Genomic DNA, 17879 nt, shown 5'->3' on the forward strand with positions numbered 1-17879 from the left:
TTTAATTCCACACCCAACATTCCACAATACACGAATTTCTGTAGTAAATCTCTCCAAAAAGAAGTAAAATTTCACAGTTAACCAGGTAATACAACAAATTCAGCCCAGCTATTTTTCACTGAAAACTTCTTTCCAATAAGAATTCAAAAAAAATATTGAGGTTCTCAACTAATAAGTTATTGAACCAATTCAATTTCATAAACATAAGTAGAACAGTCGCCACCTCTTTTTTGGTCTTGTTTTCAACTAAAAAAAACACAAGGAAAACGCACTGACCACCCTAAAATTAGATGCTACTCACCTTTGATTCAGCCCCAAAATAAGCTAAATTTAAGGGAAGAATTTTGCAGGACTTTCGATAAAGTCGAGAAACTTATTCTACCTCTTTTTAAGCGATTCGAAGCTGCAATTTTCGTTTACTTTTTACAATAAACTTTCGTCATGGAACATCTATTGATTTCAATATTCAATCTGTCCTTGGGAAAGTTATGTCTTAAACCCTCAAATGCGTTAGCCCCAAGCTTCAGTAAATACCCCACTGTAATTACGCCCGCTAATGTGCTTGAAAAAATCTTGTTATTAGGAGAACAAAAAAAAACTTATGCGCTTGGATTATTTTATTTACCCCAAAACAATGTCAATGGCAACCACGCCCCCTTTTTTACATGGAGAGGTATGCTTTTTAATACCTCCTTAAACTTTACACACTTTAAAAAAAATAGTCATGAAACGAATACGCACACTTGTACTTGTATCTATATTATTGGGAACAAATTCCTTTGCCCAAGATATATCCGTAGATGCTAGTTATGGAATTCAAGGAAGTAATACAGCAATCTTAAATTCCGCTATAGAAACCACGGCAAACTCCTTACTACAAAGCAATGGAAAACTTTTGGTGGTTTGTAAGTCGGTAGACTCCACCTACCTGGTTAGGTTTGATTCCAATGGAAACTTAGACCTTTCTTTTGCACAAAATGGGGTGTTAAATTTAAACATAGCCCCCTTATTAATTTTTGATCCTTACCTGGCAAAACCCAGTATCCCCATTGGTCTTACCCAACAAAGGGATGGTAAAATATTGGTAAGTGCTCAAAACATCCTTCAACGTTTTTATGAAGACGGAAACATAGACCCGCTATTCGGAATTAATGGTCGAAGCGTTCTTCCCCTTGCTTCAGATCACCAATTTCCCTACTACAATGTAATTATAGAAAAAGAAGACAGGAACATCCTGGTTATGGGAACCCAAAACACGAATTTCAATTACTTTGTTTGGTGTGGAACAGGTGTTGGTGGACCAAGTATACCTACCTATATCTACAGCACACAAATTACCCCAAATGGAGCAATAGATATCAACTATGGTAACGAAGGATTATCTCATCCCATAGAAGCACCGCATAGCAGTTTAATAGCTGATTATAAAGTTCAGGCAGATGGAAAAATTCTCCTTCTTACCAATTACGCCAACAGTCAAGGAGCGGGAGATTATGGTTGGCAACAACTCTACAGGTTTCAAACAGACGGAAGCATAGATAATTCTTTCGAAGCCTATAATCCCAATACCTTGAGCTATACCCAGCAAGGATATGCCATAGATCTTTTGTCTGACGGAAAAATAATTTGTGCTGGGCGTACTACCTTAAGTAACCATTACACCTTAACACGCTACAACACTGACGGTACTATGGATGCTCAAACTAACGTTGTAAACATCCCTAACCGTATATTGGAACCCAGTATGTATCCTAATGCCATAGCCCTACATAGTTTAGACAACGATGATATAATTGTGGCTGCGGTAGACAAAGAAGCTTACTTCCCGGTTGACCCCAGAGCAGATACTGCGGTGGTCGTTTATTTCGACAGAGATTTCAACATTAAACACGAATGTGAAATAGGTCCATTTAGAGCCGGAAAAGGTAATCCTTCTAGCCTGCAAATTCAGGAAGATGGAAAAATACTTATTGCAGGAATTCAAATCCAGCAACAAGTAAAAAGTATGTTCGTTTCACGCTACACCCCTCATGCGGTAGAAATCACTTATTTAGACATTACAGTTTGTGATTCCTACAACATAGGTAAACTTACTTTAGACAAACCCGGTTTGCACTTGGTGGTACTCAAAAAAGAAAATGGATGTGATAGCCTTATCGTTATAGATCTTACCATTGCTCCCCTCCATAGTGAAATAAAACAAAAGGGTAATTTGCTAACGGCTCTGCCAGCGGGACATACCTATCAATGGATAGATTGTAAAACATCAACGCCTATAACTGGCGCTACGGCTCAAACTTTTAGACCAAGTGCACACGGTACTTACGCAGTGATCATCTCCTCTGAAAATTGTACAGAAATGTCAAACTGTTTAACCCATTTCCCATTAAACGTACTTCTGGAATACGTGACGAATTCAAGAGTTTCTCCCAACCCTTCACAAGGTCAAATAAACATACAAACAGAACCCACTGAGGAGGATATAAGTATAGTCATCACAAACACCATGGGACAAGTAGTTTACAAAACCCAAGTTGCTTATCAAGCCTCCATACCTCTGGACTTAAACCTTCCAGATGGCGTTTATATTTTAAGTATACACACCCTCAAGGGAATAGAAAGCAAAAAAATACTCATACAACGTTAGCCCAACTTACCAAAGTTGATGATAGATGAAACATTAAACACACAAACCGAAAACAAACAACAAAGGCTGTCTCGTAAGGAGGCAGCCTTTGTTGTATCATATATTCTGGGTTGGGGTTACTTTCCAATACAAAAATTAGCAAATATATTCCCCAACAGATCATCGGTAGAAATTTCTCCTGTGATTTGACCGAGGTGGTAAAGGGCTTGGCGGATGTCCATGGCTACGAAGTCACCCGTGATGCCGGTTTCGAGTCCTTCTTTGGCTTTTTCTAAATCTGAAGAAGCTTTGATCAAATTATCGTAGTGACGAGCATTGGTAACGATGGTTGAATGCTCATCGAAGGAGTCACCTATGGAAATTTCATAGATGGCCGACTTCACTTTTTCCAAGTCCTGCTCATCTTTTCCGTAAATAAAGTGGAGCTCCACCCCTTCTCTTTTTACAATGTTTGTTGTGATGTGCTCACGTGTTGCATCATCTATTTTATCATTCTTGGTCGCTACTACCAAAAGGTGTTTGGCAGCAGGCAATAAAGCAATGTCTTTGTTTACTTCTTCCACCGACGTATTCAAAGCATCAAACAAATAAACTACGGTATTGGCTTGTTCAATTTTTTGATGGGTACGTTCTATACCTATGCGCTCAATTTCATCGCTGGCTTCACGTATTCCGGCAGTATCTATCAAACGGAAACTCACACCTTCTATATTGATGGTTTCTTCTATGGTGTCACGCGTCGTTCCAGGTATATCAGAAACAATGGCTCTCTCCTCTTGCAACAAACCGTTCAAAAGGGTAGATTTTCCAGCATTTGGTCGACCAACAAAGGCAACTGGAAAACCATTTTTAATAGCATTCCCCAAAGAGAAAGAACTCGCTAGTTTATTGGTATATTTCAAACATTTCTCTACCAATGCTTTCAATTGAGATCTATCGGCGAATTCTACATCTTCTTCCGCAAAGTCCAATTCTAACTCCACCAAAGAGGCAAAGTTGATGAGTTCTTCACGCAAACCTTTTAATTCATTTGAGAATCCACCACGCATCTGTTGCATGGCTACCTCGTGTGCTTTCGAAGATTGAGAAGCAATTAAATCTGCAATGGCTTCGGTTTGCGAAAGGTCCATCTTTCCATTGAAAAAGGCGCGCATAGAAAACTCACCAGGATTGGCCATTCTACACCCATTCTCCAACAAAAGTTGTATGATTTGCTGCTGAATAAAAACAGAACCGTGACAAGCAATTTCTGTTGTAGGTTCACCCGTGAAACTCTTTTTACCTTGAAAGACGTTAATCAATACTTCATCTATGATTCGGCCTTCAGCATTAACAATAGTTCCAAAATGTGCGGTATGTGACGGAGCGTCTATCAAGGATTTGGAAAATATGCTACTGGTAATAGCAATAGCTTCTTCTCCCGAGACACGAATTACTGCGATAGCACCCATTCCGTTTGCCGTAGATAAGGCACAAATTGTTTCTGAACTATTCATACTAAAAAATTTTGTGCAAAGATAGGCTTTAGATTGAATTTGTACAGATCCTGAGTTGCTTATCACTCTATTTGTGTGAAGTGCAAGTGTTCATCCCCAAAAAAAGTTAGTTCGTGTTAAATATTAAGCTATTCATCAATTAATGTTAACGTTATGTTTACGTTTCTACAAAAGATGAACTAATTTTAGCGCAGAAAATAAATCAAACAGAATGAAAAGACTATTACCCCTTGCATTTGCTACCTTTAGTTTAGGAGCTTTTGCCCAAAACACCGCGATGAATTTTGACGGTGTAGACGATTATGTACAAACCTCTTACGCTGGTATTTCAGGAGATGGGGCACGTACAATTGAAGCGTGGATTAATACCACTGATGATGCTACCCAAAGCGGTGGTCAACAAGTAATTGTAGATTATGGAAATACAGGTACTGGTGAACGTTTTACCTTTAACATTTTACAAAACAACTCTATTCGTTTAGAGGTTGCAGGTAACGGAGTTGTTGGCTCTACAGCAGTAAATGACGGAAACTGGCACCACGTTGCGGTTACTTACGACCCTGCAGATAACGATACGGTGCGTTTATACATAGACGGAGTTCAAGAAGCAAAAAAATACATCTCAACTGTAAATACAGGTACCGCTGCCAACGTATCTATTGGTAGAAGACAAGACAACACAAGTTACTTCATGGGAGATATAGACGAAGTAAGAATTTGGAACGTGGCTAAAACACAAGCTGAGATTGCTGGGGCTATGAACAATGAAATTTGTCTTATCACTGCTGATTTAGAAGCTTATTTCAACTTCAACGAAGGTACTGCTGGAAATGATAACACAGGTGTTAGTTCAGTATTTGATTACTCGAACAACGGTGGAAATGGTACTGCAATGAACATGGATTTGACAGGTGCTGCCTCTAACTACGTTGCTGGTCCTACCCTTGTTTCTGGAATTAATGCAGGATTTGCTTCTGCAACTTCATGTGTAGATTACACATGGTCAGAAAACTCAACAACTTATACAACATCTGGTGTTTACACGGCAACTTCTACAAACATTGCAGGGTGTGACTCAATTATCGTTTTAGATTTAACAATCATTTCTCCAGACGCTGTTACAGAAACGGTTACTGCATGTAACACCTACACTTGGGCTGCAAACAACCAAACGTATACTACTTCTGGACAACATGTGGCGACTTTAACAAACATTTTCGGATGTGATTCAGTAGTAACTTTAGACCTAACAATTGGTTTACCAACAACGGGTACAGATGTAATTACAGCTTGTGATTCTTACACATGGATAGATGGAAACACATACACAGCGTCTAACAATACAGCAACTCACACGCTTCCTAATTATTTAGGATGTGACTCTGTGGTTACTTTAGATTTAACCATCAATAATTCTGACGCGATTACACAAACGGTAGCTAACTGTGGTATTTATACTTGGCCTGAGAATGGACAGTCTTACTTCCAGTCTGGTCAATACACGCACACTTTAACTAACGTATTAGGATGTGATTCAGTAATTACTTTGGATTTAACCATCAACTTAGATTACACAATTACGGATAACATTAGTGCATGTGATTCTTACACTTGGCCAGTAAACGGTATGACTTACACTACCTCTGGAACGCACACAGAATCTTTTACTTCTGCAGGAGGATGTGACTCTATTCGTAAATTAAACTTAACGATGAACAGTTCTACTACTTCTACGCAAACAGAAGTTGCTTGTGCTTCTTACACATGGCCAGCAGATGGTATGACGTACACGACTTCAGGTCAGTACACTGCCACATTGCAAACTGTTGCAGGATGTGACTCAGTGGTTACTTTAGACCTTACTATAGATAACGTAGATAACGGAGTAACTTTTGATTACCCGAATGGAACTTTTGTTGCTGATGAAACAGATCCTAACGCTACATTCCAGTGGTTGTACTGTATCAACATGTCGTTTGTAACCAACCAAACAGCAAACACATTTACTCCACAAGGAAATGGTGACTACGCTTTACAGGTTACCAATGGTGTTTGTGTAGACACATCAGCTTGTTTCTCTATAAACAACGTAGGTGTTGAAACAGAAAATGGAACAGCATTCAACGTGTACCCTAATCCAACAACGGGAGCGTTTAACGTTTCATTTAACGAAGCAAATGAAGGAACAGTAGTAATTACAGATCTTCAAGGTAAGGTTGTTTCTACAACTACTTTTGAAGCAACTACTTCATTGGTATTAGACTTATCAAATGCTCCTAAAGGAGTTTACTTTGTTACTGTAAATGGTAAGAAAGGAACTGCAGTAGAGCGTATGGTTATTCAATAATTGAAATAGCTAAGCATATAAAAAGGGAGGATCAAATTGGTCCTCCCTTTTTTTGTAATCATTCACTATCTATTTAAAAGCTTTTTTAAATCTGAGTATTTGATATGCTGAAAAATGATTTGTCTATCCGCCAAGGGCAATTGGTGAAAACCTGTTTTGAAATAGACTTTAAAATGCGCGATGTAGAGTCTTTTATTAAATTCTTTAGGATTTCTTTCTATATCCGGAAATACGCTTAAAATCGTTTCTAATTCCACCTGTAAAGCTAGGGCCGTATTGTGCACCCATTGTTGACCTTCAGTGGTTAATTTCAACAGTATGCGCTGCTTAAAAAGAAATAGATAGCGTTCGCCAAGTTCTAGATAATAACTGGGCACTTTACTTTTATCGTTTTCCATTCGCGTAATAAAGTCGACATGCCGCCAACGGAAGTAATCAATAGTTCCAAGGATTTTGGATGGTACGGGGTTAGGATTCAGGATTTCAATCATATTGATGTAGTCAAAGAGTTTTCTAAATTTCACTTACAAGAAGTGGTTTTAATACTAAATTTCAACAAAAGGTTTAGTTTGTTAACTATTTAAAAATCAAGGGTTAAAAATAGTAATTAATTTTTAGTTTAAAATCTATTGACAATTTCTTTTAAAAAATGCCTTGAGGGTTTATATTTGCAGCCTGTTCTTTTAAAAAATGCCCAGGTGGTGAAATTGGTAGACACGCAATCTTGAGGGGGTTGTGCACTACGTGCGTGCTGGTTCGAATCCAGTTCTGGGCACTGAAAACAAAAAAGTAACTTTTTTTTAATTTTTTCTTTAAAAAGGGTTGCTAATTAGAATTAATGTTGTAGTTTTGCACCCGCAAACGCAAACGATTCCGTAGCTCAGCTGGTAGAGCAATACACTTTTAATGTATGGGTCCAGGGTTCGAATCCCTGCGGGATCACAAGAAGGCTTCCAATTTGGAAGCCTTTTTTTATGCCCTAAAGTCAAACCGCGGTAAACAAAGGCAATCCAAATAAAAACACCTTTTGCACCCTGTTTCATTAAATACAAACAAAAACAAAGAAATAGAAGGTGTAATAGACCAAAAATAGACCACTCATTTTTTTCTATCTTGAAAAGAAATAACAACTCGAAAGTTTAAACTCTTCTTTTAGTCGTAAACGATAGCGCCATGTTTCAAACTAATACAAGAAAAGAAGGCTTTCGAAAATCTATTTATTCATTTCTGGATGAAATCCAGAGATCTTGATGCTAAACAAGCAAAACCCATTTATGGAAGAATTACCTATGCAGGTAAACGTAAAGATTGGTCCACCAATATTAAAATCAATCCAAAAAACTGGAACAAGGGAAATACCTGTGTAAGTAATAAGGAAAAGAATTACTTCCAAATCAATCAACAACTTCAAAAAATTAAAGAAGAACTAGAAAAGGTATATAGAGACCAACAAAGCTTGGATATCGATATTACCCCTTCGACCCTTTTCAATCAATACCAAGGAAAAGAGGATTACTCCAATAAAAAATCCATACTTGAAGTCTTCGAATACCACAACCTTCGCATGGTTGAAAAATCTAAAATTGGGAAATACTCACCCAATACTATTAAACGCTATGAAATCACGCTCGAGAAAGTGAAACGATTCATTTCCTCAACCTATAAAAAGGAAGATTTCTATTTAGAGCATCTTAAGGTGCGTTTTCTGGTCGACTTCGAGCACTTTCTATTAACTACAGACAAAATAAGTATGAACACAGCCCACAAGTACATTAAAAACGTTAAGAAGGTTGTAAACTTCGCCATAGCTATGAATTGGTTGGAAATAGACCCTTTCAAACAATTCAAATGCACCTATTCTAACCCGGACCGAGAAATATTAACGCAAGCCGAAATCAACACCCTTGCAAATACGCAACTACCCAATGAAAAACTGGAATCTGTCAGGGATGTATTTCTCTTTAGTTGTTACACCGGTTTTGCTTATTCTGATTTAGCCAACCTCACAGTAGATGATATCTCCAAAGGGTTCGATGGTGATTTATGGATTTCAACCAACAGAACTAAAACGGGTACCAAGGAAAACCTTCCTCTCCTCCCTCCTGCTATGGCGTTAATTGAAAAATACAATGATCATGCTTGTAGAATTGAAAAAGGAAAGTTATTGAACGTATTCAGTAATCAGAAATACAACATTTATTTGAAAACGGTTGCTGAGCTCTGCAACATCAACAAAAAACTTACAACGCATACTGCCCGACATACCTTCGCCACAACAATTACCCTCACGAACGGTGTACCTATAGAAACCGTATCCAAAATGCTTGGCCACAAGTCCATCAAAACAACACAGATTTATGCAAAAGTAATAGAGACAAAAGTTTCTGCAGATATGAAGGCGTTGAAGGCAAAACTTTATCCTGGACAACAGAATGAGGAGAATTTTAAAATTGGGTAAGCAATTAACTCCAAAGCTCATGAAACAACCATGAGCTTTTTTATTTTCTCAAAATTCCAATTAACTTCAATCAAAACTTGACGCCATGAAGAAAGAATACATCATCATTGCAATACCGGGAATAGGATCACATGAAAGTGGTTTTTCAAAAGGGTTTGAAAAAGCTTTGAGAAAACATGCAATCAAATCTGAATTAGAATTCAACTTTCAAATTGAAGAAATACTCCCTTTTCATGAAACAGGAATTGACAAACTTCAAAAAGATCTATACAAAAGAACAGATGAAACACACAGAATATCAAATAAACTCAATCTTAGGACTTTTGTTTTAAGTGCCTTCGGAGATGCAGTAACCTTCGAAAGTGGTTCACACAAATCAGAATCAACCTATCATTGCGTTCACAATTACCTCAGAAAAAGAATCAATGAAATTCAAAACATAATCAATGAGAAACCAAATACAGAGCTTATTATTGTAGCGGCTTCATTGGGTGTACATATTTTTTCTACCTACCTGTGGGACGCACAAAACGACAAAGGCATCTTTAGTAATGCTCCTTCGACTCAAAAAGAAAAACTATTCAATGTAAATCATATGTTTTCCTTAGGCTGCAACATACCTCTCTTTATCTCAGGTATTCCTGAAAAAGACATCAAACCAATTCAACCATTAAACCCTAAGTTTACCTGGTCCAATTATTACGACAAAGACGACATCCTCGGGTGGCCCCTTTCGAGTATTAACTCTGCCTATGCAAAGCTTGTCAACGACTATCAAATCAACACCGGCATCTTCGTAGGTTCGCATCTTAGGTATTGGGCAGATAAGGACGTGATAAAAGCAATAGTCAAAATGTTGAAATAAACAATCCTTTGGAAATACCACCTTTTAATGCTGTTCAAAAAAAGAACACGACACTTAAAAAAGTAACAAAGTGTTACGTTTTGATTTAAATTCTATTATAACTACGTTCGTTCAAACCAAAATCAAAACCATTAAATCACTTTCATGAAATTAAATTTCATTGACGCTACGCTTGACCGCCTAAAAGAGCCATTGGCCATCATTACAACTAAACATGACATTATTGAATTTTTAAAGCTGCAGAAGCTCAAATGCAAATACTATTTAAACGCGGAAATAGAATTAAACCAAGAATCAGCACTCATCAAACAACTTTCTAAATGCAACGTTAAACATCCTTTCTTTAAAAATTCGCTATGCAACAATCGCTTGCCAATAGAAAATCTAGGAAAGAACTATTCCATATTGATCAATGAAGTAAAGCTCATCAATAAAAAAATAGACTTGCATGGCTTTGAGTTAAATAACCAAGTACTAAACTGTGAACTTTCTTACCTAGAGGAATGGCAAAATGTCCCAGAAAATGAACTACACTTTTATTACGCCCAAGTTCATATCAAAAATAGCTACCTAAGTATTAAAAGAATTGTTGATCAAATCATGGTGAACACCAATCTAGACCATCAGCAGACTAAAAAACTGATTTCTCAATTGTATTTAAAGATCAACAGTTCCCTACAAAATTTCAAGAGCAAATTTGGAAAGTCTATTGAAGAGTCTAAACTACAAGAAATGGAAATTGATGATTTCAGGTTTCTTATTCAGTTCTACATCCAAAAATTACTCAAACACATAGAATTAAACTACCAAACGGTTCTTGATCATACCGTACCCATTCCTATGCGTTCTCAATTGCGAAACACGTGCGAACTTTTAGAAAAACAAAATGAAATTTTGCAACGTACTTTGTCCCTTTCATCCGAAATAATTTCCTTAATAAAACTACCCTTTGAGCATATTAAAGAACTTGAAGCATGTCCTAAATTCTGTTTTTCCAAGGCATATTTTCTAATCAATTACATAGAAATATGGCACTATTACTCAGCTAAGCAAGCATTAACAGATATGCATGCCCTCGACATCTGTATGCGTGCTAACCTTAACGCCAATCAACTCATTTCCTATTCAGGAGAATTTATCAAAGATCATTTAAGTAGAATTGACTCTTTCCAGGAGAAAAAACTAGAACTCCACCGCTACATCAAAACCGTAAAGCAAATCCCTATTCAAAACAAGGAGTCCTACATCCCAGAAAACAAAAGCCTCAAAAAACACATCCTAAAATGGCTCAAAGAAGAACTCACTTTTGTAGATAAGGTCCTAGAACAAAGCGTCACCTTACAAATACCGGCACCCAACACTCCCCTTGAAGTCCCAAAAGAAAAACTAAACATCAACCTTACTAATCCAGAGATTGCCCTATTCTTTAGACTCATGGTTGAGACCAACTTAATTCAAACTTCGACACGAACTCAAATATTTGATTTTATAACCGACAATTTGAAAACAGAAACTTCAGAGAGCCTTTCAAAGGCAAATATTAAAAACAAGTATTACTCTCCAGAGCATACTTCTTTCGAAACCGTAAAAAAGGCGTTGATTAATATGTTAGATGTATTGAAGAGGGATTTGTAGTTTAAAAAGATTTTTATTTTAGCGGACTAAAAATTTAGGTACCTAAGTCAATTGCCGGTATAAAAGAAATAAACGCAATTGTGTTTTTACCTATGTTAACCGCAATAAAAATCATGATAGAAAATTTACCCAAACAAATTGAAATAAAACAGCTTGCGAAGTTTAATTTCGGCGATATTGAAGCAAATGATGATGAATTATTGTTTGATAGCGTTTGTAAAACTTCATCCATATTAGAATTTGTTACCGGTAAAAAGAACATTGTCCTTGGAGAAAAAGGAACGGGGAAAACAGCATTATTCAGGTTAATTCGAGAAAACAAATTAAAATTTCAACCGAAAAATGGCTACAAGGATATTATCATACCGGTAGAAGACAATTTCCAATACAAAAATGTAAAAAGTAAACTGCTCAAATTAATCCAAACGGATGATGAAGATGAAATATTTAAGTTTCAGGTAGTTTGGGAAATATTTTTATTTAGAAAGATTGCAACCAAACTGAATCAACTGGACCATGTACTTCCAAGAGACATCAAGGAAGGTATCGAATTAGCAGGAAAAGTATTTAATGATCAAGGTTTTGAAAACTTAATACGATCTAAAAAAACTCTTGGGGTTAAATTATATGACACACCAACAAGTATTCTTCCTGATTTTTACATCTCATCTGAACCTGTTGTATCTGAGGAAAGGATTAGAGAAGAGTCAATGGAAAGACTTGAATTAGATCTTGATAAATATAAAACTGCGATTAACCAATATCTGATTAAAAATCAATTCAACGTAATAATTATAATTGATCGTTTAGATGAATTTGTTAGTAAATCCTCAATTCCTATTCAATTGCAAATGCTTGAAGCATTGATTGCAGTAGAAAGAGAGTACAATCGTCATTCAAATATTGAACTCAAAATATTTCTTCGAGACGACTTATTTAAACAATTATCATTTGAAGGTATTGGTTATGATAAGGTGATATCAAAAAAAGTTGATTTAGCCTGGACTCCAGATAAAATTCGTGAATTTATTGCCAAAAGGATATATCTCAACTACAAACAGATATTTAATTTAGACCATCTCACACTACATGTTGATCAAGAAACATTAGAGATTGACACATCAATTGATTCTGATAGTTACGTTCGCCCAATATTTTGTGTTAGATGGTATCGTGCATTAATAAAAAAAATAAATCCACAACACTACGCCCAAAAATTTCCAAGAAAAGTAAATCTAAATGATAAGCTAAATCGTCAGATTATTCTTTCAATATTTCCACGATATGTAGAGTTCAAAAACGAAGAGGGTAAATTGATAGAGGTAGACATTTTCGATTACTTCGCAAATAACTTCAATTTAGGTACTGGTAATACAATACCAAGGTTAATCCTAATCTTTCTAAAAAAATGGTTAGCTATAACAACCAATTATTACATGGAAAACCCTGATCAAATGCCTGTAAAAAGAAATGAACAGGGCTGTTTTGAATTAGTACGAAGTGGATTTTTTGAAAGAGCCTTTGAAGAATTTAAAAATGAAATACACTTGAATTTTGCCAAGCTAAATCCAGAGTTCGAGTCTCAGATTAAGCTTTTCAAAGAAAGGATTGGATATAGATATACATTTAGAGCTAAAGAACTAAAAGGACTTTTAGGTATTACTGAAGATGAAGATTTATACCACTTTTGTAATTACCTCCTGCACATTGGTTATTTACAAAGAACTAATAGTACTACCACAATAGAGAATATGAAATTTGAACTTCCACATATGTTTAGAAATATTAAATAGTTCGGCTAACAACAAATAAACAAAAGCGCCAAAACGATTATATTTAAAAAGTCGCATTTGCCTATTTACAAATCGTTAAATAGAACTAACCAACACTCAAAAATGACACTTGATCAGAAATTACTTAAAGAAATCGACAAAGATCTAACTACTGAACTCAGGGCTAGACAGGATTATATAATGGAAAAGCTAAGGGTTCGTTTAAATCAAGACCGGTATTCTTTTCAAAGATTCAATGGTCTTTTTGGAGGCAAGAACAACACATATGTAGATAGTGTTAGAACTCAATTCACAGACTTCAATGATTTCTACTCTCAATGGTTAAAGGGGGTGACTGATCATTATGAGGAGCGCTACTACAATGGTAAAGCAGTTAACAACCATAATGCTGTACTATTAAAAGACGCGGAAATAGAAAAGTACGTTAGAATATTTCTTGAAAGAAACTTTTACAGAAACCTGAAGGAGCGCACTAGGAGTAAGCCAGATGAACGACTTTGGACCATTTGGTTTGGTTACAACTTAGTTTTTGGACTACTAATTGCTCCAAGGTACATTCAAGGAGTGTGGAATAATGACAAAAGCGAAATACGTCGTGTTAACTACAAATACTGGACACTGGGTCATGTAATCTCCGAAGGGTTCGTTGATAACAATACAGATTCAACATTCAAAATAAGGAACCTTAGAGAGTTCGAAGCGGTCTACATCTCAATCCTTAAACAACTATCAAACTCGCAATATGAAAAGGAAATTTATGATCGATACATCCAGTATCTAAAGGATTCTACTAATTATTTGGAAGAACCTTTGTTAATTCCTGAGTTACGATATAATGGACTAGATAAAAAACATAAGTATCGCGTCGATTTCACGGTACTAAATGCACACACCATGGATTATGTTGGATTTGAAATCAGCCCAGCTTCTTCACATATGAGTGTCTTAAAATTAAAGGAAAAACAAAAAGCGGTAAATGAAGAGTTGAGTATTAAATGGGGAAAGGAAATGGACAAACGAAACGACTATTTTAAGGATTTCGGAATAACCATTATTACATTCACTGATGAATCTCTTATGGATATAGACAATTGTTGGCTACAAATTGAGAACATACTTAAAAGAAGGGCAAATGAGAAGACCAGTGTGAGAGCTGAACTCGCTAGAATAGCATCCATATAACAACAATTTAGCAAAATAGAGCAGATAAGGCTCGAGATTTGAGCTACTTCACCTATTTTGGTGCGTCACTCCCCCCATTCCTCTTCACACTCTCTATACCCTTATCTCTCATCTGCTTGGTCGTATACATCTCACTAGTCCCAATAACTTGACCATTACCCGCCTTCAGATTAAAATAAAACGAACCATCCTTGGCCACCAATCGTTCATAGTTATCATCATCAACACAATTCTCATTCACAGAATTCACTCCATTTTCAGCTCCAGCTTTGCTCACATAACCCTGACTCGCCAAAATAATCTCATGATTCCCTGCCTTTAAATGAAAATACCATTGTCCGTTTTTATCCGATTGAAAGATCTCGTAATATCCCATAGTTTTGTTTTTACAGTAAGATAGTAACATTTACTATACTTACATAGCTTTCAACATAGTAAATGTATAAATTGAACCGCTCATCATTTGTTCTCTTGCGTTAATCACAACTTGTTCCAGTTTGTTAGAATCGTAAAGAAAAGAATACACCTCTCTCTAAAATTTAACTTAAATTCGCAATACCAAAAACCCCAAATTAGAATGACTATCCTAATATCACAATACACCAAGACCGGCAATCTTGAACTTACGCATAAAGTCGAGCAAGCGTTAAAGTCTCATTTTGAACACCTAAAACTGATCAAAAATGAACCGCTACCTCAGATTTTTCAAAAACCAGATTTGCAAATAACAATACTTTGCAATCACAATGATGCCAATCAGAGCTTCGTAGATGACTGGCTTTATTGTCAGAAAAAAGGCATTGCTTCTCTCCTATTTGTAGAACAAGACCGATGGGTACCTAATAAGTTCAAAAACATTTTAGTCAATTATACAAACGAAAATTTCCAACAGGGTTTAGAAGATTTAATTTCAAATATCAAAACAATGAAAATCGACGAAAAAGAAGACCTAAAACCGAAATCAAACAAGTTTTTCAATAAGATATTTAACACATTTATAGCTTAACGCCATTCACCATGAATTTGAGATCTATTTTTCTTTTAATTCCATTGTTGCTCCTTTGTCTTATTGCATCTAGTTTTCAAAATAAGGACACCTTAAATACAGTACTTTTCAAATTAACGCACCCAAAGACAAACACAACTTCATACCTTTTCGGAACACACCATGCCTTTGGTAAAGCATTTTTCGATACACTCATCAATGCAAATCAAGCTTTAATCCATTCAAATCTTCTTATTACGGAGAATTTAAATGTTCCAGGGGAAATGGCACAAGATATTATCAATGCGAGAAAAGAAACCACAACTTGGAAAAAGTATTTGAATAAAACTGACTTATACTTTGTTGATTCATTGTTTGCACAAAGTCCGACCGATTACCATAAAATGACACCGACAGAAATGCACGTTTTTCTAACGCGACATTTTAAACAAACATTTTGCTTACAAAAACAAGCTGCAGACACCACCTTATCCTTAGACAATTACATTGCTTCACTGGCCAAAGCAAATGAAATCAAAACATTAGGACTCGAAACCACAAAAGAACAAATAGCACTCATTAATAAGGATGTAGAAGGTATGCCGCGAAAAGTGCATAAAAGAAGACTTTCAAATATCATTGAATTGCTACAATCTGAAAATCCAAACTACTGTGAAGAAACAGATTGGTACGCCAATATGCAAATCAACTACAAACGCAAACACCCCTGTCATAACACCCTAATGTTAACCAATAGAAACAATAAATGGATCACTATCCTAGACCAAAACCTACAAACCCAAAATTGTTTCATTGCCGTAGGTTTAAGCCACCTCATGTATGAATGTGGGTTACTGAATCAATTGGAGGTGTTGGGATACGAAATAGTACCCGTAGAACTAAATAAAGAATAAAAACTTAGGGGAATTTCCCCCTTTTGTACTACAAAATCTCGAATTCTTTTCTTCAATGGTTAATTTAGCAACGAAAAATTTAAATAATCAATCTGTAATAAGTTCACCTATGAAACTAATTTTAACAGTATTTACACTCCTATGTCTTTCATTGAATAGTCTATCACAAACCTGTGATGAATTAATGGAAACCGTTAAATCTAAAAGCTTTGGAACGACATATACTAGCTATACCAGTACTGCAATATCTAAAGTTACCTTTTATACTGTCTACTTAGATTATTCTCTATATTACTTTGCCATTGTATGCTTCAAACCAAATGAATATTCATATGATTGTTCAGAATATATATACCAAGTAGCTTCCAATACTCAGACAAATTACGCTATGAACTATATGGAAAGTGCCGGTGAGGCATTTTGGGACTACATACAGCCCTATGCGGATGTATTGGAATGCTCACCAAGTTTTGAATAAAATAAATCCCAGAGAATTTAATAAAGAAAATAATCTGATTGTTAATTAATGAGTCCCATAAAACCATAAGAAGTATTGGACAAGAAATTTACCTTTCAATAAATTGTATGGGAATCTGGTTTTAATTCTTCTTTCAGAATAACTAACTGTAAACTGTGTGAAACAGAAGTAAAAACTTAAAAATATGAAAATTCTAATTTTAGCATTAGCGCTATTTACTTGTACCTTTGGGGTGCAAGCTCAAAAAAATGTACAATTATTTAACCATGTAAAAATCATCATTAACGGTGAAGAAAAAATCGTAAAAAAAGATATTATCATGACAATAAATGACGGTTTAATCTCCATTTCCGGTAGTTTGGACAACACCCACCATTATAGAATTATCGAGACAATAGACAGAGGTGAATCCAAAGAATACCAGTTGAAAGGTTTTGATGGTTCAAGGTCCGTTATTATATATGGACCAAGTGTAGATGAGCAAGGAAACAGCCTTGGAAATATAGCTATTCAAGTTTTTTTTGACCCAGAAACACAAGAAGAAATTGGCCGAATAATATATACTCATCAAAATACTTAAAAATTAAGTATTTAATAACATCTACTCATTTTTCTATAAAAAAATCAACTTCACTAAAATTTAACTTCGGGTTTGAGATATAAATCAAACACACCTGCTGTTGTCCTAAAATGAAATTTCCCTTTTCTAAATTTGAACCTTAATTCTTGAATAATAGTCGACCTTGAAAACAATTCTTATTAAAACAAGAATAAGTGCCGGGAAGTGAACCCAGCAAAATCAGCATAGAGTTTTGAGAAGAGAGTATTGAAGAAGTTGTATGAAAAAACACGCTAAAATTAATCATCAAATCCCTCAAATAAATCAAATTTGAATCTTTGAATTGTCGAATCTTTGAATCATCTAAGCCTAGCGTTTTCTTTGGTTCGTTTCTTTTGGGCGATGCAAAAAAAATGAACAGAACCCAAGTCTCGGAGAAAGATCTCAAGTCCTCAACAATCCAACCTCAAATTATAAGCTTCCTCAAAAAAAATAAAAAGATTTCACCTTAAAAACACCC

Annotated in this window: 13 protein-coding genes and 2 tRNA genes; 12 read left to right on the forward strand and 3 right to left on the reverse strand. The window is 35.6% G+C overall.

What is annotated here, in order from left to right:
- Positions 1–724 precede the first annotated feature (724 nt).
- The gene (locus tag BM327_RS03795; RefSeq protein ID WP_090246507.1) at positions 725–2647 is read left to right on the forward strand and encodes a T9SS type A sorting domain-containing protein; all 1923 of its coding nucleotides are present in this window, start codon (positions 725–727) and stop codon (positions 2645–2647) included.
- 116 nt (positions 2648–2763) lie between these two features.
- Here BM327_RS03795 and mnmE read toward each other — a convergent pair whose 3' ends face one another.
- Positions 2764–4143: a tRNA uridine-5-carboxymethylaminomethyl(34) synthesis GTPase MnmE gene (gene mnmE, locus BM327_RS03800; RefSeq protein ID WP_090246509.1), complete on the reverse strand. Its 1380-nt coding sequence runs from the start codon at positions 4141–4143 to the stop codon at positions 2764–2766.
- 211 nt (positions 4144–4354) lie between these two features.
- On the opposite strand from mnmE, the gene BM327_RS03805 reads away from it, so the two are divergent.
- Complete coding sequence (locus BM327_RS03805; protein WP_090246511.1) at positions 4355–6490, forward strand: T9SS type A sorting domain-containing protein; 2136 nt, start codon at positions 4355–4357, stop codon at positions 6488–6490.
- 65 nt (positions 6491–6555) lie between these two features.
- Here the strand turns inward: BM327_RS03805 and BM327_RS03810 are convergent, their stop codons facing one another.
- A complete protein-coding gene (locus BM327_RS03810; protein WP_139230235.1) occupies positions 6556–7014 on the reverse strand; it encodes a hypothetical protein in 459 nt (152 codons plus the stop codon).
- A gap of 168 nt (positions 7015–7182) precedes the next feature.
- Between BM327_RS03810 and BM327_RS03815 the strand changes: the two genes are divergently transcribed.
- The 7 genes from BM327_RS03815 (at position 7183) to BM327_RS03845 (ending at position 14423) form a co-directional block, all read left to right on the forward strand.
- Positions 7183–7265, forward strand: a tRNA-Leu gene (locus BM327_RS03815).
- Positions 7266–7359: 94 nt separating this feature from the next.
- Positions 7360–7432 (forward strand) — tRNA-Lys (locus BM327_RS03820).
- Positions 7433–7721: 289 nt separating this feature from the next.
- Positions 7722–8948 (forward strand): site-specific integrase, encoded by a 1227-nt coding sequence (locus tag BM327_RS03825; RefSeq protein ID WP_090246517.1) that lies wholly within the window; start codon positions 7722–7724, stop codon positions 8946–8948.
- Positions 8949–9033: 85 nt separating this feature from the next.
- Positions 9034–9813, forward strand: coding sequence for a hypothetical protein (locus BM327_RS03830; protein ID WP_090246519.1), 780 nt, complete (start codon positions 9034–9036; stop codon positions 9811–9813).
- Between the two features lie 144 nt (positions 9814–9957).
- Positions 9958–11448, forward strand: coding sequence for a hypothetical protein (locus BM327_RS03835; protein WP_090246522.1), 1491 nt, complete (start codon positions 9958–9960; stop codon positions 11446–11448).
- Between the two features lie 113 nt (positions 11449–11561).
- Positions 11562–13241 (forward strand): P-loop ATPase, Sll1717 family, encoded by a 1680-nt coding sequence (locus tag BM327_RS03840; RefSeq protein ID WP_090246525.1) that lies wholly within the window; start codon positions 11562–11564, stop codon positions 13239–13241.
- Between the two features lie 102 nt (positions 13242–13343).
- Complete coding sequence (locus BM327_RS03845) at positions 13344–14423, forward strand: hypothetical protein (protein WP_090246527.1); 1080 nt, start codon at positions 13344–13346, stop codon at positions 14421–14423.
- 52 nt (positions 14424–14475) lie between these two features.
- Here the strand turns inward: BM327_RS03845 and BM327_RS03850 are convergent, their stop codons facing one another.
- A complete protein-coding gene (locus BM327_RS03850; RefSeq protein ID WP_090247605.1) occupies positions 14476–14799 on the reverse strand; it encodes a YegP family protein in 324 nt (107 codons plus the stop codon).
- Between the two features lie 201 nt (positions 14800–15000).
- On the opposite strand from BM327_RS03850, the gene BM327_RS03855 reads away from it, so the two are divergent.
- From BM327_RS03855 to BM327_RS03870, 3 genes are all read left to right on the forward strand, one after another.
- Entirely contained in the window at positions 15001–15429 is a 429-nt protein-coding gene (locus BM327_RS03855) for a hypothetical protein (RefSeq protein WP_139230236.1), read from the forward strand.
- 11 nt (positions 15430–15440) lie between these two features.
- Complete coding sequence (locus BM327_RS03860; RefSeq protein WP_090246531.1) at positions 15441–16322, forward strand: TraB/GumN family protein; 882 nt, start codon at positions 15441–15443, stop codon at positions 16320–16322.
- 662 nt (positions 16323–16984) lie between these two features.
- Positions 16985–17380 (forward strand): hypothetical protein, encoded by a 396-nt coding sequence (locus BM327_RS03870; RefSeq protein ID WP_090246534.1) that lies wholly within the window; start codon positions 16985–16987, stop codon positions 17378–17380.
- Positions 17381–17879: the final 499 nt, after the last annotated feature.

The organism is Lishizhenia tianjinensis (assembly GCF_900116425.1).
GTDB classification, from domain to species: domain Bacteria; phylum Bacteroidota; class Bacteroidia; order Flavobacteriales_D; family Crocinitomicaceae; genus Lishizhenia; species Lishizhenia tianjinensis.